General features: G+C 63.6%; 17 protein-coding genes. 10 read left to right on the plus strand and 7 right to left on the minus strand.

Annotated features, from left to right (window positions below; all coding sequences use genetic code 11):
- The first annotated feature begins 211 nt into the window (after positions 1–211).
- The 5 genes from NKH41_RS21130 to NKH41_RS21150 all read left to right on the plus strand — a co-directional run bounded on the left by NKH41_RS21130 (position 212) and on the right by NKH41_RS21150 (position 6,455).
- A complete protein-coding gene (locus tag NKH41_RS21130; RefSeq protein WP_352771581.1) occupies positions 212–1,126 on the plus strand; it encodes a cytochrome-c peroxidase in 915 nt (304 codons plus the stop codon).
- The gene (locus NKH41_RS21135) at positions 1,123–3,639 is read left to right on the plus strand and encodes a two-component system VirA-like sensor kinase (protein WP_352771579.1); all 2,517 of its coding nucleotides are present in this window, start codon (positions 1,123–1,125) and stop codon (positions 3,637–3,639) included. Before NKH41_RS21130 ends, NKH41_RS21135 begins: the two co-directional genes overlap by 4 nt.
- A 168-nt stretch (positions 3,640–3,807) precedes the next feature.
- A complete protein-coding gene (locus NKH41_RS21140; RefSeq protein WP_352771577.1) occupies positions 3,808–4,857 on the plus strand; it encodes a methyltransferase in 1,050 nt (349 codons plus the stop codon).
- 14 nt (positions 4,858–4,871) lie between these two features.
- Entirely contained in the window at positions 4,872–5,378 is a 507-nt protein-coding gene (locus NKH41_RS21145) for a hypothetical protein (protein ID WP_352771575.1), read from the plus strand.
- A gap of 189 nt (positions 5,379–5,567) precedes the next feature.
- A complete protein-coding gene (locus tag NKH41_RS21150; protein ID WP_352771573.1) occupies positions 5,568–6,455 on the plus strand; it encodes a class I SAM-dependent methyltransferase in 888 nt (295 codons plus the stop codon).
- A gap of 113 nt (positions 6,456–6,568) precedes the next feature.
- On the opposite strand, the gene NKH41_RS21155 is transcribed toward NKH41_RS21150, so the two are convergent.
- The 5 genes from NKH41_RS21155 to NKH41_RS21175 form a co-directional block, all read right to left on the minus strand.
- Positions 6,569–7,309, minus strand: coding sequence for a gamma-glutamylcyclotransferase (locus NKH41_RS21155; protein WP_352771571.1), 741 nt, complete (start codon positions 7,307–7,309; stop codon positions 6,569–6,571).
- A 113-nt stretch (positions 7,310–7,422) separates the two neighbouring features.
- The gene (locus NKH41_RS21160; RefSeq protein WP_352771569.1) at positions 7,423–8,457 is read right to left on the minus strand and encodes a hypothetical protein; all 1,035 of its coding nucleotides are present in this window, start codon (positions 8,455–8,457) and stop codon (positions 7,423–7,425) included.
- Entirely contained in the window at positions 8,457–9,437 is a 981-nt protein-coding gene (locus NKH41_RS21165; RefSeq protein WP_352771568.1) for a hypothetical protein, read from the minus strand. Before NKH41_RS21165 ends, NKH41_RS21160 begins: the two co-directional genes overlap by 1 nt.
- A gap of 142 nt (positions 9,438–9,579) precedes the next feature.
- Positions 9,580–9,732, minus strand: coding sequence for a hypothetical protein (locus tag NKH41_RS21170; RefSeq protein ID WP_352474399.1), 153 nt, complete (start codon positions 9,730–9,732; stop codon positions 9,580–9,582).
- A 663-nt stretch (positions 9,733–10,395) separates the two neighbouring features.
- Positions 10,396–11,778: an FAD-binding oxidoreductase gene (locus NKH41_RS21175; protein WP_352541563.1), complete on the minus strand. Its 1,383-nt coding sequence runs from the start codon at positions 11,776–11,778 to the stop codon at positions 10,396–10,398.
- A 224-nt stretch (positions 11,779–12,002) separates the two neighbouring features.
- Here NKH41_RS21175 and NKH41_RS21180 point away from each other — a divergent pair, with 224 nt between their 5' ends.
- Positions 12,003–13,010 (plus strand): AraC family transcriptional regulator, encoded by a 1,008-nt coding sequence (locus NKH41_RS21180; RefSeq protein WP_352685496.1) that lies wholly within the window; start codon positions 12,003–12,005, stop codon positions 13,008–13,010.
- A 131-nt stretch (positions 13,011–13,141) separates the two neighbouring features.
- Here NKH41_RS21180 and efp read toward each other — a convergent pair whose 3' ends face one another.
- Positions 13,142–13,708 (minus strand): elongation factor P, encoded by a 567-nt coding sequence (gene efp, locus NKH41_RS21185; protein WP_023674374.1) that lies wholly within the window; start codon positions 13,706–13,708, stop codon positions 13,142–13,144.
- Between the two features lie 114 nt (positions 13,709–13,822).
- Here efp and epmA point away from each other — a divergent pair, with 114 nt between their 5' ends.
- On the plus strand, positions 13,823–14,869 hold the full coding sequence (gene epmA / locus NKH41_RS21190; RefSeq protein ID WP_352933770.1) for an EF-P lysine aminoacylase EpmA: 1,047 nt from the start codon (positions 13,823–13,825) through the stop codon (positions 14,867–14,869).
- Between the two features lie 126 nt (positions 14,870–14,995).
- Here epmA and NKH41_RS21195 read toward each other — a convergent pair whose 3' ends face one another.
- Complete coding sequence (locus tag NKH41_RS21195; protein ID WP_352474393.1) at positions 14,996–15,130, minus strand: hypothetical protein; 135 nt, start codon at positions 15,128–15,130, stop codon at positions 14,996–14,998.
- 89 nt (positions 15,131–15,219) lie between these two features.
- Between NKH41_RS21195 and NKH41_RS21200 the strand changes: the two genes are divergently transcribed.
- From NKH41_RS21200 to NKH41_RS21210, 3 genes are all read left to right on the plus strand, one after another.
- A complete protein-coding gene (locus NKH41_RS21200; RefSeq protein WP_352685493.1) occupies positions 15,220–15,909 on the plus strand; it encodes a DUF8692 domain-containing protein in 690 nt (229 codons plus the stop codon).
- A 253-nt stretch (positions 15,910–16,162) separates the two neighbouring features.
- The gene (locus tag NKH41_RS21205; RefSeq protein WP_352933772.1) at positions 16,163–17,506 is read left to right on the plus strand and encodes a TldD/PmbA family protein; all 1,344 of its coding nucleotides are present in this window, start codon (positions 16,163–16,165) and stop codon (positions 17,504–17,506) included.
- Positions 17,493–18,299 carry a 3'(2'),5'-bisphosphate nucleotidase CysQ gene (locus NKH41_RS21210; RefSeq protein ID WP_352771562.1) on the plus strand — a complete coding sequence of 269 codons (807 nt, stop codon included), beginning with the start codon at positions 17,493–17,495 and terminating at the stop codon, positions 18,297–18,299. The genes NKH41_RS21205 and NKH41_RS21210 overlap by 14 nt, the downstream gene beginning before the upstream one ends.
- Positions 18,300–18,365: the final 66 nt, after the last annotated feature.

Here is an 18,365-nt window from a genome sequence, read left to right on the forward strand (position 1 = left end):
ACTCATGACCGAGCCGTTGCTTTATTTAAACGTCGATTTTCGGCGATTTATTGGTGAACGCCGATGATCTACGTGATCGCACACCCTGCCACAGGCTCGCTCGATGGCACATCAGCAGATTGGTAAGGTTCGGGCGGGGCTTTTTGTTCCGCTTTGCCTGGCAATAGCGGCACCTTTTGCGTTGGCCCAGAGCAATCAGCCGGCCCCGCCGATGGGCGAGCCGATTGCACCGATCACGGCCAGCGGCCCCTCCGAGCGGGCGAAGATCGCGCTTGGCGAGAGCCTGTTCAACGATGCCCGCCTGTCGCATGGCGATGTCGTCGCCTGCAGTTCCTGTCACAGGCTCGATCTCAGCGGCGACGACGGTCTGGCCCGTTCCGTGGCGGCGGATGGCAAGCCGCTCGATTTCAACACGCCGACCGTCTTCAACGCGGCGCTCGATTTCCGGCTGAACTGGCGCGGCAATTTCCGCACGTTCGAGGAGCAGAACGAGGCGGCCCTGCTCGATGACAGGCTGATGAATACGAGTTGGGAGGAATTGCTGACCAAGCTTCGCTCGAATGCTGAGTATTCGCAGCGGTTCGCGAGGGTCTACGGCGCCATTCCCGACCGGACAAACGTGCTCGATGCGCTTGTTGTCTTTCAACGGTCGCTGATCACGCCCGATGCCCGTTTCGACCGCTATCTCAAGGGCGAACGCGACGCCATCACGACCGACGAAGAGCACGGCTATCAACTGTTCAAAGCGTATGGCTGCGTCGCCTGCCACCAGGGCGCCAACGTAGGCGGCAATCTGTTTCAGAAATTCGGCATCTTCCAGGATCCCTTCGCTCGCCAGAAGACCCTGACCAAGGCGGATCTCGGCCGCTTCGCCGTTACCGGCGCCGAGAGCGACCGCCATGTGTTCCGTGTTCCCAGCCTGCGCAACGTCGCGGTGACAGCGCCGTATTTTCACGATGGCCGCACCGCATCGCTCGCAGACGCGGTGAAGATCATGGCGCGCAACCAACTCGGCCGGGAGCTCGACCAGCGCGATGCCGATCTCATCGTCGAATTCCTCGGGACACTGACGGGCGAGTATCGCGGCCGGCCGTTGACCAGCGCAGCCGATCGTCTGCAGCAATGAAGTCGCTACGCATCCTGGCGCCGATCGTTGCCTGCCTGCTCATCGCCCTGACCTACCTCCTGGTGCAGGGCACGGCTCCCGATGCGGCGCGCCACGAGCGCACGCTCGATGCGCTCAGGACCGTCATCCTCTATAACGCCGCGCTGCAGCGCGATGTGTTGCGGGCACGCGCGGGGCTGCTGCGCAGCTACGATCCGCTTGTGCGGTCGATCGAGAACCTGGATGAGGCGACGCAGACGCTGCCGGCTGCCCGCGACGCAGCAAGCGGCGAAACACGGGCGGACATCGACAAGCGGATCGCCGAAGTCATCGCCGCGATCCGCGACGAGGAAGCGCTCGTCGAGAGGTTCAAGTCCGATAACGCGCTGCTGCAGAACTCGCTGAACTTTTTCAACTATATGAGCGGTCGTCTCACGAGCGAGGGTGACGGCCTTCGAGCGGTCGAGATAGGAGCCCTGATGGTCGCAATGTCGCGGTTTATCAGCGATCCCCAGCCGGATGCGGCAAAAGCCGTAACCGCCGCACTCGACCGGCTGGCAAGGCCCTCCGTCGATGCCGTGCCTGCAAGCGATGTACTCTCGCTCGTCTCCCACGGCCGGCTTATCGTCACCAGGCTTCCGGCGGTCGACGATCTCGTCGCCCGCCTGCAGACCGCGCCGACGAGCGAGCGGGCTCGCGCGCTGCAGGACGTCTATCTCGGTGCGCATGGGCGGGCCGCGGCGCGGGCCGAACTGTTCCAGACGCTGCTTTATGTCGCCGCGTTGGGCCTCGTCGGCTATGTCGCCTACCTGTTCGCCCGCCTGCGCCGCAACGCGCGGATCCTGCGCGAGCGGCTGGAATTCGAGGGCCTGATCGCCTCGATCTCCACGCAGTTCATCAATCTGCCGCGTGACCGCATCCGCGCCGGCATCAGCAAGGGCCTCGCGCGCCTGGTCGAACATGCCGGGCTCGACGGCGCCCAGATTTTCGTCAGCCACATCGCCGATCCTTCCGGCGGCTACTTCTATCGCCGTCCGGGCGGGAGCAGGCCGGCCCGCCTGTCGAGGGACATGATCGAGCTGGCTTCACGCTGGGCGCTGGCCGACCACGAGCGGCAGGGCTGCATCGACGTTCCCCGCGTCGGCGAGCTTCCCGAGGGGCGGGAGAAGGCATCGCTGCAGGCACACCAGTTTCGATCGTGGCTGTGCATACCGATGTGGCATGCCGGCGAGCGGTTGGGTTTTCTGGCTCTCGATACCGTCACGCACGAAAAGCATTGGGCCGACGACGACATTGCACTGCTGCGCACCGCGGCCGAGATTTTCGCCAATGCCATCGTGCGCGAGCACAACGAACGCGAGCGTGAGGCACTGCAGGCGCGGCTCAATCAGTCGCAACGGCTGGAAGCGATCGGGACGCTCGCCGGCGGCATAGCGCACGAGTTCAACAACATCCTCGGTGCCGTCCTTGGTTACAGCGAGATGGCGCTGGCGGTGCTGCTGAAGGAGTCGCGCGCGCGGCGCTACGTCCAGCAGATCATGCAGGCCGGCAGGCGGGCGCAGGACGTCACCGAGCAGATCCTCGCCTTCGGCCGTCGTCACGAGCGGCAGCATCACGCGCTGCGGGCGGAAGCCGTGGTTGCCGAAGCGATCGACCTGCTGCGCGCCTCGTTCCCCGCCACGCTTTCAGTGCAGACGCGTCTTGCAGCCGCGGATGCGGCGATGATGGGCGATCCGACCGAGCTTCAGCAGGTGGTGATGAACCTCGGCACCAACGCGGCGCAGGCGATGAACAACCGCGGCGCATTGGAAATCGGTCTCGACACGACGGAATTCGTCGAGGCGCGGATGCTATCGCACGGCAACCTGCCTGCCGGGCGCTACCTCCGCCTTGCCGTCAGGGACACCGGCAGCGGCATGGATCAGGCGACGCTCGAGCGTATCTTCGAGCCGTTCTTCACGACCAAGCCGGCAGGGCAAGGCACCGGGCTCGGCCTGTCGACGGTGCACGGCATCGTCATAGCGCACAGAGGCGCGGTCGACGTGAACAGCAAGCCCGGCGAAGGCACGACCTTCGAGATCTATTTTCCGCGGATCGAGGCCGCCGAAGCAACCCAGAACGAGGACGAGAGCGACGCCGCCGAGGTGCCGGTCAAGCATGGCAACGGCGAGACGATCCTCGTCGTCGACGACGACACGCCGCTGATGCAACTTGCGGAGGAAATGCTCGCCGCGCTCGGCTACGAGCCGGTCGGGTTCGACCGCAGCCCCGCGGCTCTCAGCGCATTCCGCGCCGATCCGGAACGCTTCGACCTGGTGCTGACGGACGAGGTCATGCCCGACATCACAGGGATCGAATTCTCCGGCCGGTTGCACAAGATCCGGCCCGACCTTCCGGTCGTGCTGATGACCGGTTACGGCCGTCAGCTGCGGTCGCGCCAACTGACGGCGGCCGGCATAAGCGAAGTCATCAAGAAGCCGCTGCTGTCGGCCGCCGTCGCACAATGTCTTGCCCGCCATCTGCATTCAGGCTGATCACGGCCGGCCGGATTTCTTCGTTACAACCGTAACCAAAATCCCAGCTGGCTGAAATCGACCCGTAGCCGGGCCAGTCGATGGTCCTCCCGCGCCCAGACCATGATCCCGAAAAACCGGGAACCGGTTTTTTGGGAGGTCATGGTCTCTTGAGGAAGGAGAAATCTTATGGACGCAAACATCACCGAGGTAACGAAACAGGCGAATGACGTCGCAGAACTGTCGCCCGAAAGCCTTATGCAACTCGGCCTCGGCTTCTGGGCATCGAAGACGTTGCTGAGCGCCGTCGAACTTGACCTTTTCACGGAGTTGGCGGCCGGACCCCTCGAAGGGGAAACACTGAGAAACCGGCTCGGACTGCATGAGCGTGGAGCGCAGGATTTCTTCGACGCGCTGGTTGCGCTGCGCATGCTTGAGCGCGAGGGCAACGTCTACTGCAACACGCCCGTGACTGACCGCTACCTTGACCGCAACAAGTCGACCTATGTTGGCGGGATGCTCGCCAGGGCCGGTCAGCTGCTTTACGCGAACTGGGGCTCGCTTACCGACGCGCTCAGGACGGGCAAACCGCAAAACGGCACCCAGGACGGCGAAGATCTGTTCGACATGCTGTTTTCGGACCCGGACAAGGTAAAGATGTTCGCGCAGGCGATGACCGGCGGCAGCCTCCAGGTGGCGGAGGCGCTCGCCCGGCATTTTCCCTGGGCGGACTATTGTACCTTCATCGATATCGGCACAGCCGAAGGCAGGCTTCCGGTCGAGGTCGGCCGCGCCCATCCGCATCTCACCGGCGGCGGTTTCGACCTGCCGCCGATGCGGCCGGTGTTCGAGGCCTATGTGGAGCGGCGCGCACTTGCAGACCGGCTTCGGTTTTATCCCGGCGACTTCCTTGCCGAGCCGCTGCCTTCTGCCGACGTGCTGGTGATGGGTCATATCCTGCACGACTGGAACCTGGAGGTGAAGCGCGCGCTGCTGGCAAAGGCCCATTCCGCGCTGCCGAAGCAAGGCGTGCTCATCGTCTACGACCAGATCATCGATGACGAGCGACGGGACAACGCTGCGGGTCTGCTGATGAGCCTCAACATGCTGGTCAACACCAATGGCGGGTTCGACTACACGCGCGCCGACGGCATGGGCTGGATGCGGCAGGCGGGCTTTGCGGAGGTCCGCTGCGAGCATCTCGCCGGGCCTCACTCGATGATCGTCGGCATCAAATAGCAGCGGAGAAGCTGATGACACGAAGAGCTCTCATCGCAATTGCCGCCCTCGGCCTGGCCGCGGCATTCACCGCCGCAACGCTCAACCAGGGTGAGGTCGGCACGCCCTCCGCGACCGCTTCGATCGAGCACGGTCGATACCTGGTGAAAATCGGCGGCTGCAACGACTGCCACACGCCAGGGTACCTGGAGAAGGCCGGCAACGTTCCGCAGGATCGATGGCTGATCGGCGATTCGCTCGGCTTCAACGGGCCGTGGGGTACGACTTACCCGACCAATCTTCGCCAATTTTTGCGGACCATGGACGAGGACGACTGGGTACAGTTCGCGCGCACGATCGAGACGCGCCCGCCCATGCCATGGTTCAACCTGCGTGCCATGAGCGAGCCCGACCTGCGCGCCATCCACCGATATGTGCTTTCGCTCCCGGCAGACGATACGCCGGTTCCGGACTATGTGCCGCCCGGTCGTCCGCCGAAGACGCCGCATATCGTGTTCGTTCCGCGGGCGCCGAAATCATAGTGGCGTCCGAACGCCGGGCGCAGGGTGGTTCTCCGCTTGCGTGGTACCCCAGGCACGGGCGCCTGTTTCAGTCGTAACGCAATTCCCGATTCCGGAAATCACGTTGTAGCACCGATCTCCGATCGTGACGGTCGGGCCCCGGGCGGTCATCAGGCTGCCCAGCGGTCACAAATCCCGGATAAATCGATCATGGAGTCAAACATGTACAATCTGCTTGCCGAACATGCGCCGAAGACCGACCGTGATCAGAGCCCCATGGATCCGCGTCCCTATGCGTTGGGTTACACGCAAAGCGAATTCAAGCGCCTGGAGCTGCAGGGAGCGCTCATTCACGACCTTACCGAGCATGTCCTGCGCAGTGCGGGCATAGGACCCGGCATGCGCGTGCTCGACATTGGCTGCGGCGTAGGCGATGTCTCCTTGCTGGCCGGAAGGCTGGTCGGACCGGCGGGAAGGGTGCTTGGTATCGATCGCTCGGCAGAGGCTGTGGACATTGCCGAGCGGCGCGCCACTGAATCCGGCCAGTGTTACTGGACACGTTTCACGACGGCCGAGCTTGATACATTCTCGCCCGACGGGAGCTTCGATGCGGTGATCGGCAGGCTTGTCCTGATGTATCTGCCCGACCCGGCCGCAACCCTGCGCAGGCTTGCCGGTTTCCTGCGGCCTGGCGGCATCGTCGCCGTCCAGGAAATGGCGATGCCGCTCACCCGCAGTTTTCCAGAGGCGCCGCTGTTCGGCAAATGCCGCGGCTGGATCATCGACACGATCGAGCGCGCGGGTTTCGAGGTCGACATGGGTGGCAGGCTGCCCATGGTGTTCGCCGGCGCAGGGCTGCCGGCGCCGCGGATGAACTCCGCCGGCCTCGCCGGCAGTGGACCCGACTCGCCGATCTACGACTACATTGCCGGCACGTTGCGCAGCCTGTTGCCGATGGCCGAGGCAGTCGGTACCGCAACCGCCGCCGAGGTGGAAGTCGATACCCTCGCCGAGCGGCTGCGCAACGAGGCTGTCGAGCAGCAGACGTGCATCATGCTGCCGCCCTTTGTCGGCGCATGGACGAACACACTGGCATAGAACCGAAGGAAGGACACACGATGCTCGATACTGCCATCGGCGAGCGCGCGGGACATCTCGTCGACCTGCACAACATCGATTTCGCCTGGGAGCCCGACGAGTGCTGGTCTGGCTCAGGGACGAATGAAGCCCGACGGCAGCGCCCGACCGATCTCCTCGGCCACAAGTTCCTGCAACTGCCAGAGATTGCGGTCGCGGATGCCGCAGGCGTCGAGATGGCGAATGGTCTCGAACAGATATTCGGCGCCCGAACCCCAATGGCCGACGGCCGTGGCCAGGGTCGCCGCTATCGCTCGCTTTTCGAGCTTGCCGGCATAGCGCGGATTGCCGGGATCGACAACGAAACCAAGCGCTTGGCCCGTGCCGTCGCCCGTCCTGACCTGCAGCCAGCGCGGCACGTTGACGGCCGGCAGGATGGTCATCTCGCGGCGCAGCAGCGTTTCGAGATTGGCCGCTACCGGCTCGGCGATCTCGAACACCATGCCCTGGCATTGGCCGCCGCGGTCGAGCGCCATCATCAGGCCGGGCTGCTCGATCGTGCCCCTGAAGCGCTGCACTGTAAAACAGAACGAACGGTGCCAGCCCGTCGCCACGGCCCGTTCGCCACCCCTGACCTCGCCGGCCGGCTTCCACAGCAGCGAGCCATAGGCGAACAGCTTCACCGGCCCGCCCGGCGCGCCGGCCAGCACCTCGTCGCGAATGCGCGCGTAATCGGCATCGGTCATGTAGACCATGCCCGGCGTCGGCCCGGCATCCTCGACCGCACGCAAGGTGCGGGCGACCAGCGCCTCGGTCAGCGCCATCGGTGTCTTGCGCGGCGAACGCCGTGATGCGGCGGAAATGACCTTGCTCATCCTCATGCTCTCAGCCTCGCCGCCATGTTGCCGAAGGCTGAAGGATTCTCAAGGGCCGAGTAAACCAGCGCGGTATCGGGATTCGAACTATCGTGTCCAACAGCCTGACTGGCTTAGTGCGGAGGCTGATCTGGCCGGACGGTGTCGTTGCAGCCGTCAACATAGGGATGGACCGACCACCGGGAGCCGGGCCGGGCCTGTTGCGCCTTGGTGAGCGGATCCTGAGACTGCGCGTAGCCGTCCTGGTAGCCCCGAACGATTTCGTCGATATCGTCGGGCCAGTCGCCGTCCCATGGCCGTCCCAGAATCTGGGCCTGCTGGACCGGATGCAGTTCGTTGTGGCCTTCATGAAAGCTGTCGTGGATGTGTCCGGCATCATAGACCCACCGGCCGGTCACCCCCAGGATTGTCGCTCCGGTTCCGTCGCCCTTGTTGGTCTCGATGCTCGGCAGGCCGGCATCGCTCGGACTGGCGGTGTCCGAACTGCTGAAGGCCGCGCCGAGCAGCGAAGCGAGCAAGGCGAGAAGCGCCAATACGTAGGCGACGACCGCGCCGACGCCCGACATGCATACCGCCAGCGCAATCAATGCCGCGGCTAGGGCGAGGATGTTGACGGTCTGCAGGTCATGGATCGATGCCCCTTCTAACTCCACATGCAGCGCCTCTGACTTTACTCCGGTCACCTTGTCCTCCGCCGGGTTCCCCGGGAACAGAAAGCCGTGCGAGGAGGTGATTGCGTTTTCGGCCATCAGATAGCCGAACGGGGCACTGGCGGCGGCAACGGCCTGGGAGACGCCCACCGGGTTGTTCGGCAGCAGCAAATTGAGGCTGTAGTCGGAGTCCAGGCTTCCTGGCCAGGTCTTTTCCGACGGCGGCTCGATGCTGATGACCATGCCGACGATACTCACCGGCTCGCCCAGGCAAACCAGCCGTTTGTTGAGCCACCAGTCGCAATAAGCGAGAATCCACACAATCTCAGTCACCACCAGCGCGATCGGTATGCACCACGGCTCGCCCATCGCGACCACCACCACGACCATCACGGCTGCGAATATGCCGCTGGTAATCGCCGCGCTGATGTACTGGTTGACCGAAATCACCTCGTCGGCGGTCGTGCACTTGGTCCAGGATTTGTCGTCGGTGGCCATCACGGCTCCAAGCTGCTGAGGACGGTCAAGGTGACGCCGCCGCTGGCGCGGTCACCCTCGTCAAACGCATTCAGATTGAGGGCCTGCCGGCCGGTCCAGCCGTCCGGCGGCGTAGCGACCGCCGTGATCGTCACCTGTTCGCCCGGCGCCAGCGACGGCAGGTCAGGCGAAATCTCGACCTTCCAGCCCGGCGGCAGGGGATGAGCTGACGGCAAGTGTGCCGCCAACCGGCGCTTTTGCTCCGCCTTGGCGGTCTCTTCCGTTGGCTGCCGGTCGTCGCGACAGGGGCCGAGCGGCGGAATGGTGTAGGCATCGACGGTGAACCGGTACCGCTGCGGCCGACGGGTAGCGTTGCGCAACTCGAACTGAAATGTTGCTGGCGACTGGGCCAGTCCGACATCGGTATTTTCTTGCCCGAGATTGTTGGCGAAGTTGGCGTCATCGGCCGGGTCGAGCAAAGCTTGCAGGCAATAGTGACCTGCTTGCCGCGGCGTATGCCAGTCGAAGGAGACGAACCCAGGCTGGCTGGCGGATCCGATCACCCCGACCGAGACCGGCCTGGTGGCTATCGGATTCGACACGGTTCCGATGCCAAACGACAGATAGGACAGATGGACCGGCATCTTGACGACGACGGCATCCGGGGAGGCGTTCCAGACGCGAACCCGCACCTCGTAGTCGGTATCCGCCTGCAACCTGCCGGCGGGAACGGGCACACCACCCTGGCGTAGCTCGATATCGGGATTATCCCAGGTGACCGCGAGACCAAGGCCGGTCAGGTAATACTGATCGTAGATCAGCGGGTCAGGCCGGCAGAAAGCAGGGTGATCGATCGGTACGCAATGCGCCCGGGACCCTTTCTGGTCGACCCGGCGGTCGCCCCCTAGCCGCCACCGGCGACAGAAACGGCGAGCCATCTCGATCAGTGCCGGAATCCAGGCGGAGAACAGTGCTCGCAGGATTGCCGCTATTCCTCGCATCGACTTCCCCTCTGAAGCTAACGCAGGGCAACGCTCTGATAACAACGGGATTCGCGCGGCAACAGTGTATTGGAGTGTCAGACGACTGGTGCCGTTTGTACTCTGGTCAGACGAATAAAGCTGGGCTCGAACGGTACGCGGGCTATTTCCGCGCGAAGAAACCGCGCGCGAACTGCACGATGTGCTTGTGGAATGCGAGCGCCAATATTGCGACAACGGCAAGTATGTAGAGAGCTTCGGTCGATCCGTCGCCGCCGTCAGGGGAAATACCAAACCAACTCTCGATGAAATCCATGAACAGATTCCCTCCGCGCAAACTTGCGACCGATGTTCAGCATAGCTCTTCAGCTTGTCCCGGTGTCAAGTAGGGATGCATTGCCATCCACATAAATCCAGTAAAGACCGTTGTGTCGAATTGTCTGCTGCCGAATTGTCTGCTGTTTGTCGATAAACCTGAGAATTTGCCTAAAGATTGCTAAAAAATTGTCGCGGCTTATTGATGCACAACTGAAGGAAAGCTTTGTATCTCGGTCATTTCCGGGTCATTTTGTCGATCATGTGCGAACGATCAAGTCAATGATGGTGTCGCCAAACAGGTCCGGACTTGTGCATGGACAGTACGCGGCCCACCACGATCAGAAACGCGGGGTAGCCTGAAAAGCAGCCGGCATGGCTCATTGGACGCCATTCGGCGGTCGTCTGGCCTGGTTTCAAATGTAGTCAGCTCTCGAACGTGCCCCGCGGCGTCGTCACGCTGTCGGCTGTTGACAGGAAAGAGGCGTTTGAAAAATCACCGGCGGTCGAGGCAGCAAAAGTCACCATGCCGTATTTCGCCCGGGACACCACGATTCCGGCGAGATGCTGGTCTGGATCAGAGCGTCCTGACCGGCAAGCTATCGTACCGGCCGAGCCTTAGCTGGGCCGGCCGGTACGCTTGCCGGCCTGACGAGAGGCGCCGTCAAGCAGCCGGTCGAATGTTTTGGTTCACCCGGAAGAGGTTGTTAGGGTCGTATTTCTTCTTCAGCGTAGCCAGGCGCTCATAGTTGTCGCCATAAGCCGCCTTGAGCCTTGCATCGCCCTCGTCATCCATCATGAAGTTCAGGTAGGCGCCACCCAGATCGAACGGATGCACGGCCTCCCAGTAGGCCTTGGTCCAGCGCGTCACCGGCCCCGCTTTCTGTGGGTCCGGATCGATCCCGGCGATGACCATCGACCAGGTCGCATCACGGTAATTCCAGGGTGTCTCGTCTTTGCCGACGCGATGGACCGCACCATCGATCGGGTAGAGATGCATGAGCGATAGCTCGCTCGGCGTCTTCGCCGCCTGCTCGAGATGGGCGTCGATCGCCTCGTCGGACAGCGTCTTGACGAAATCGCCCCGCCAGTACCACTGCATTCCCTTCGGGTAGAGCCCATCGAACATGCTCTGCACCGCGGGATAGGGCATCGTTCCCATCCAGTTGAACCAGGGCGCGGGCAGCGCATCGAGCAGCGGGGCCAGCGCCTCTCTGCCCTTTTCCTCCGGGCCGTTGTAGCAGCACATCAGCAGACACATCCGCTTTCCCCAAAACTCTTCCGGGAAGGGTGCGCTCGAGAGGACGGTCTTGAGCCCGAGAAAGATCCCGAGTTCTTCGGGCGCGTTCGGCAGGAACTCGCGATAATGCTGCATGATGGTGCGGGCGTGGCGCTGATCCCATGCGATCGGCCCCGCAAAGACCATGCTGACCCGGTGGAGCCTGAACACAAAGCTGGTGACGATGCCGAAATTGCCGCCGCCGCCGCGAAGTGCCCAGAACAGGTTGGGGTTCCGCTCCTTGCTGGCGGTGACGAAGCTTCCGTCGGCAAGCACGACATCGGCCTCGACCAGGTTATCGATGGTCAGGCCATATTTGCGCGTCAGATAGCCATGGCCGCCGCTCAGCGTCAGTCCGGCGACCCCGGTGGTCGAGATGATGCCCGCCGGTACGGCCAGGCCAAAGGCATGGGTGGCATGGTCGAGGTCGCCCTGAGTGCAGCCCGGGCCTACCCGCGCCGTGCGGGCATCCGGATCGACGCGCACGCCGTTCATCGCCGACAGGTCGATCACCAGACCGTCGTCGCAGCTCCCCAATCCTGGTCCATTATGGCCGCCGCCACGTACCGCAACCAGCAAATTGTTGTCGCGGCCGAAATTCACCGCTGTGATTACGTCGGCGACGTCGACACAGCGGGCGATGATCAGCGGCCGCTTGTCGATCATGCCGTTGTAGAGCTTGCGGGCCTCGTCATAGCGGGCGTCGCCGGCGCGGATGACTTCGCCTCGCAGGCTTGCTGCGAATTTGGTGATGTCTTCATCGTTCATGACATTCCTCCCTGTTATTGGACCTGTCGGCCGCCGATGAAACGCTAATCCCGTCCGCTGTTCCCGCAAATGTCACATCGTCCATTTCTGTTGCCCGATCGTTCAGAGTAGGATTAGACCGGATGGATAGTTGCTCGGGCGGCCATATTGCCGGATAGTTCGAGATGCCTGGCGGAAAAACTCGTTGTCAAAGGGAGTAGCCGATCGTTTCCGGAGGTGTAGCGATGGATGTCCTTTCCGATGTGCTCCGAGCCGTTCGCCTCACCGGTGCGATCTATTTCGACGTTGACGCCAGCTCTCCCTGGGTCGGCGAGTCGCCGGGCACGGCCGACATTGCCGCCGCCATCATGCCGGAGGCAGAGCACATCATTTCTTTTCATGCCGTGATGTCGGGCTCGTGCTGGGCCGCGCTGGGAGACGATTCGGTGCCCCCGGTGCTCGTGAACGCCGGTGATGTCGTTGTCTTCCCCGGTGGTGTTCCGAACGTGTTGAGCTCCTCGCCGGGGGCGCGGGGCGAACCCAATATGGCGATGTATTATCGGCCGATAGACGAGAGCCTGCCGTTCGCGGTGATCCATGGTGGCGGCGGAGACGAGCGGACCCGGTTCATTTGCGGGTATCTTGGCTGCGATGCACGTCCCTTCAATCCTCTCCTGGCCGCATTGCCGGCCATCCTGTGTGCCCGCAAGCCCGCCGATGGAAGCAGTTGGGTTATCGACCTTTTTCGGCTGGCGCTGGCCGAAGGTGGCAGTGGGCGGGCGGGCTGTGAGACGATCCTCGCCAAGCTGAGCGAGCTGATGTTTGTCGAGATCATCCGCCGCCATCTCGAGACCCTGCCCGACGATTCGCGCGGCTGGCTGTCAGGCCTACGGGATCCACATGTCGGCGAGGCGCTCCGGCTCATCCACGCTCGCCCCAGGGAGGAATGGACATTGGACCGGCTCGCCCGCGAAGTAGGGCTCTCGCGCACGGCGTTTGCGAGCCGCTTTACCCACTATGTCGAGGTCTCGCCCATGCACTATCTTGCTCGCTGGCGTCTACAACTGGCAGGACGCTTGCTCGAACGCCCCGAAATGAGCATCGCGCAAGCGGGTGCCGAGGTCGGCTACGAGTCGGAAGCCGCCTTCAATCGCGCCTTCAAAAAGTTCGTCGGCATTCCACCTGGCACCTGGCGAAAGGGACGGTCGGCGTTGCTCGAGGCTCAGAGATTGCCCGCTGGCGTCGTGCAATAGGAAAGAACTGGCAGGGCGTTGACGCTTCGGTCCGCGTGCAGCGTCCCAATGCTCGAAAGCCCCTGGCACAAAGCGGTAGACGATGACCGGCCGCCGCGACGCCTTCGGCGAGGCGTGTCAGACTTCGCGCCTTAATCTTTCGCGCGCTCGACATAGGCGCCATCGGCGGTCATCACCACCACGCGGGTGCCGGCACTGATGTGTGGCGGCACCAGGGTACGCACGCCGTTGGACAGCGTTGCCGGCTTGTAGGACGAGGACGCCGTCTGGCCCTTGGTCACCGGCTCGGTCTCGACCACCTCGAAAGTGGCGCGCTGCGGCAGTACCAGCGAGATGGCGATGTTGTTGTATTGCGAGATCTGCACCGGCATGCCTTCCACCAGATAGGGCGCCATGTCGCCGACCACGCTTTCCGGCACCGCGACCTGGTCGTAAGTCTCCGGATTCATGAAGTGAAAGCCTTCGCCGTCACGGTATAGGAACGTGTGCTCGCGCTCCTCGACATAGGCGCGCTCGACCTGCTCGGTGGTGCGGTAACGCTCGGAAACCTTTACCCCGTCGGAGATACGCCGCATGTCGAGCTGGGTGACCGGCGTACCCTTGCCAGGATGAATGTTTTCGGCAAAGAGGATCACATAAAGCTTGCCGTCCTTTTCGACGACGTTGCCTTTGCGTAAGGAGCTGGCGATGACCTTCACGGGTTTCCATCCTGATAAAATTTGTTGGCGCAAATCGGCTGGAGAGGCCGTTGCGTGCGGCCTAGCGCATCTTGGCCGCAATCGCCAGCCCTCTGTGCAATTCCCCTGAAGCCGATGACCGCCGCCTCGCCGTGGTGGACGCCGCATGTCCACGCCGACCGCCGGCCGCGGCTGATCCTGCGCAATGCCATTGCCGCCGGGATGCGCGACTGGTTCGCCCGCCGCGACTTCGTCGAGGTGGATACATCGGCCCTGCAGGTCTCGCCCGGCAATGAAGCGCACCTGTCGGCCTTTGCCACCGAGGCGATCGGGCCGGACGGGCAGCGCCAGCCGCTCTACCTCCACACGTCGCCGGAATTCGCCTGCAAGAAGCTGCTTGCCGCCGGCGAGGAGCGCATCTTCAGCCTCGGGGCTGTCTGGCGCAACCGCGAGCGCGGCCCCTTGCACCATCCTGAGTTCACCATGCTCGAATGGTACCGTGTCGGCGAGACCTATGAGAGCCTGATGCGCGATTGCGCCGAGCTCGTAGCGCTGGCGGCCGAACGGGCCGCAGCGAAGCGTTTTAGCTTCCGCGGCCGTGAGGCCGATCCGTTCGCCGGGCCGGAACGGTTGAGCGTCGCCGAAGCCTTCATGCGCCATGCCGGCATCGATCTGCTGGCGACGGTTGCGGCCGATGGCAACACCGACCGCGCGGGGTTGCATGCCGCCCTGGTCCAGGCCGGATTGCGGACCGCGCCCGACGATAATTGGGCCGACCTGTTCAGCCGGGTGATGGTCGAAAAAATCGAGCCAGCGCTGGGGCAGGGGCGCGCTACCATTCTTTTCGGATATCCGATCTCGGAGGCGGCATTGGCCCGGCCGAGCGCCGACGATCCACGCACCGCCGAGCGTTTCGAGCTCTATTGCTGCGGCATCGAACTCGCCAACGCCTTTGGCGAATTGACCGATCCGGCCGAGCAGCGCCGACGCTTTGCCGCCGAAATGGATGAGAAGCAGCGCGTCTATGGCGAACGCTACCCGATCGACGAGGATTTCCTCGCCGCGCTCGCCATCATGCCGCAGGCGAGCGGCGCGGCGCTCGGCTTCGACCGGCTGGTGATGCTCGCCACCGGCGCGCTCAGGATCGACGACGTGATCTGGACGCCGGTGGCTGGTCCCTGAGGAAGGTTGGACAAGCCGATCTCGCCCGGCTTGAAAGCCAGGATCAGATGGTCGGTCCAGGCCGCCGCCGGCTCCGTCGAGCCAGAAGATTGGCGACGACCAGGAGGATTATCGACAGCCCCATCATCAGCGTGGCGGCGGCGCTATTGCCGGGGAGAGCTTTTCGCGCAAGCCGATGAACATTTCGAGCGGCATGGTGCGTTGGTTGGCGCTGGCCAGGAACTGCACCGCGACGACCTCGTCATGTGCGAGACGCTGCAACCGTTCCGTGTGTTGCCACGATCATGGTGGGCCGGCATAGTGCTGGCGGGGTTCTCGGCGCCGCGGAGCTATCGGCCGTCGTACTCAGAATGGCCTTCGGCACAATGCCAGACAAAAACGCGCTGAACGCAAAACATAGCAGCGAATGGACAATGTCCTGGCGCCTGGTCATACTTGCGGCCGTGGCGATTAATGTTGTGATGCTCTTGGCCGCGCTGTTCGTCGCGCAAACTCTTGGTCTGGACGCTACAATCTTCTATCGAGATCCATCTGCAGCCGCGGATGTCGGCTTCTATACGGGGTGGATTTCGTCCCTAGGTGCTTCACTGTGGATCGGCACCGGCGCGGCGACCCTGTTTGCCGGTCTGCTCACGCACCGATGGGATTGCACGTTTCTCGGCGGCCTTACCTTGGTCATGGGCCTCGATGACCTGTTGTTGATCCATGAGGACGTGCTGCCGTTTGTCGCGATACCAGAGATTGTTACGATGATTGCCTACGCCGTCGCCGGGTTGTTCTGGTTCTTTCGGCTGCGACGGAAGACATTCGACGGCTCGATCGTATTTGTGGCCGCAGGCTTCCTACTCGCGATGTCAGCAGCGATCGACCAGCTGGGAGAGCTGTTTCCTAGCCCGGGTTCGGCGGTCGACATCGCGGAAGACGCTGTCAAAGAGCTTGGCATCTTCCTTTGGGCGGCAGGTGCCGTCGGGTACGCGGCGATGGTGACACGGTTGGGCCGCCCGTGGGTGGATCCAGCCGATCCCAACTCTACAGGCTGACGGTCGCACGCGCCGCATCTTCGACTCGTCGCCGGCAGCGGTGCCGCCGTCGCGGCTTTCGGTCACGGCCACCTCGGATCTAAGCCGTCCTTTGTGCGTCTGGAAGGACGCACCATCTCTGGATCGGTCGCGCCGACCTGGGGCTAGATGCCTCCTGATTGTCCGCTTCTCCCATTGCAGAAGCGGCATCGGGACAATAGATGGTGCAGCAGCGGCTGCCCTTCAGCCGGCCGGAAATAACAGGATCATGCGCATGACCGATACGCTCGACGCAGCGAAACTGACCGATCGCGTCGCGGCCCTGGTCGAGGCTGCCAAACGGGCCGGCGCCGATGCCGCCGATGCCGTTGCGGTACGCGGCCGCTCGACCGGCGTGTCGGTGCGGCTTGGCAAGATCGAAGGCACAGAGGCGTCCGAGAGCGAGGACGTCTCGCTGCGCGTCTTCGTCGGCAAGCGGGTAGCCAGCGTTTCGGCAACAGCGGCATCCGACCCCAATATGCTGGCCGAGCGCGCGGTCGCCATGGCCAAGGTGTCCCCCGAGGATCCCTATCAGGGCCTCGCCGACTCGGCCTTGCTGGTCAAGAAACCGCGCGACCTCGATCTGTTCGACGCCACCGAGGTGTCGGCGGACCAGTTGAAGGAAGCAGCGCTTGCCGCCGAAGCGGCGGCGCTTGCCGTCAAGGGCGTCACCAATTCGGCCGGCAGTGGCGCCAGTGCCGGGCTTGGCGGCCTGGTGCTCGCCACCTCGCACGGCTTCGTCGGCCATTACGTCGCCTCGCGTTTTTCGCGCTCGACCAGCGTGATCGCCGGCGAGGGCACCGGCATGGAGCGCGACTACGAATTCTCCTCGCGCCAGCATTTTTCCGATCTCGACGCGCCGGAAGACATCGGCCGCAAGGCCGGTGAGCGCGCTGTACGCCGCATTGGCGCGCGCAAGGCGGCGACCGGGCCTGTCGACGTGGTGTTCGATCCGCGTGTGGCGCGCGGCATTGCCGGCCACGTTGCCGGTGCCATCAATGGCGCCGCGGTGGCGCGCAAGACCAGCTTTCTCCGCGACATGATGGGCAAGAAGGTGGCTTCGGCCGCAATCACCGTCACCGACGAGCCGCTCCGGCGCCGTGGACAGGCCTCGCGCCCGTTCGACGGCGAAGGCGTCGAGGGCGAAAAACTGTTCATGGTCGACAAGGGCGTGCTCAACCACTGGTTCCTGTCGACTTCGGCGGCTCGGGAACTCGGCCTCGTCACCAATGGGCGCGGCTCGCGCAGCGGCTCGTCGGTCTCGCCGTCGTCGACCAATCTCGCCATCGAGCCCGGGGAAAATACGCCGGAAGAGTTGATCAAGTCGCTCAAGACCGGCTTCTACGTCACCGAAGTGTTCGGCCAGGGCGTCGACATGGTGACCGGCGAATATAGCCGCGGCGCTTCCGGCTTCTGGATCGAAAATGGCGAGCTGGCCTATCCCGTCGCCGAGGTGACCATCGCCTCCAATCTGAAGACGATGTTCCTCAACATGGTTCCGGCGAGCGATCTCGACCGCAATTTCGGCACCGCCGCGCCCACGCTTTTGATCGAAGGAATGACCCTTGCCGGAGCTTGACCCGGCCGTCTCGGCCGGCGCTACTGAAGACCTGCAGCTGTTGCGCGATGCCGCCTGCGAGGCGGGGCTCATCGCCATGCAATACTTCAACAACAATCCAAAAGTGTGGATGAAGGGCGGCACCTCGCCGGTCAGCGAAGCCGATCACGCCGCCGACAAATATCTGCGCGAGACCTTGCTGGCGGCCCGGCCGGATTATGGCTGGCTGTCGGAGGAAACCGTCGACGACCCGGTAAGGCTTGTCGCGCGCCGCACCTTCGTCGTCGATCCGATCGACGGCACGCGCGGCTTCCTCGAGGGCCTGCCCACATGGTGCGTCAGCGTCGCGGTGGTCGAGAACGGTCGAACGCTTGCCGGTGTACTCGACTGCCCGGCGAAGGGCGAAATCTATTGGGCGCTGCCGGGCGAGGGCGCGTTCCTGAACGGCAGGCGCATCAGCGTGCGTCCGCCGGCGGAAACGGCCGAAATCGCCGGACCGAAGGCGATGATCGACCTGATGCCGGCGAAATGGCACAAACGGCTGAAGCGCGTGCCCTATATTCCTTCGCTCGCCTACCGGCTGGCGATGATCGCCGGCGGCCAGCTCGATGCCACCTTCGTCAAGGCCAACGCACATGACTGGGACATCGCCGCGGCCGATCTCATCCTGCGCGAGGCAGGCGGCGCCTTGCTCGATCGGCATGGCCGCGCGCCGCTCTATGCCGGCGAAGTGATCCGTCACGGACCGCTTGCCGCCGGCAGCGGCGAACTCCTCGCCGTGCTCGCCGGCGTCATCGCCGGGCTGGACAATTGACCACTATCAATAGTTCCAAAGTCGGCGGCTTTGGTCTAGACCTGTCCCAAACTCACGATATGTGAA

This window comes from Mesorhizobium sp. M1169, assembly GCF_040318345.1.
In the GTDB taxonomy this organism is placed as follows: Bacteria; Pseudomonadota; Alphaproteobacteria; order Rhizobiales; family Rhizobiaceae; genus Mesorhizobium.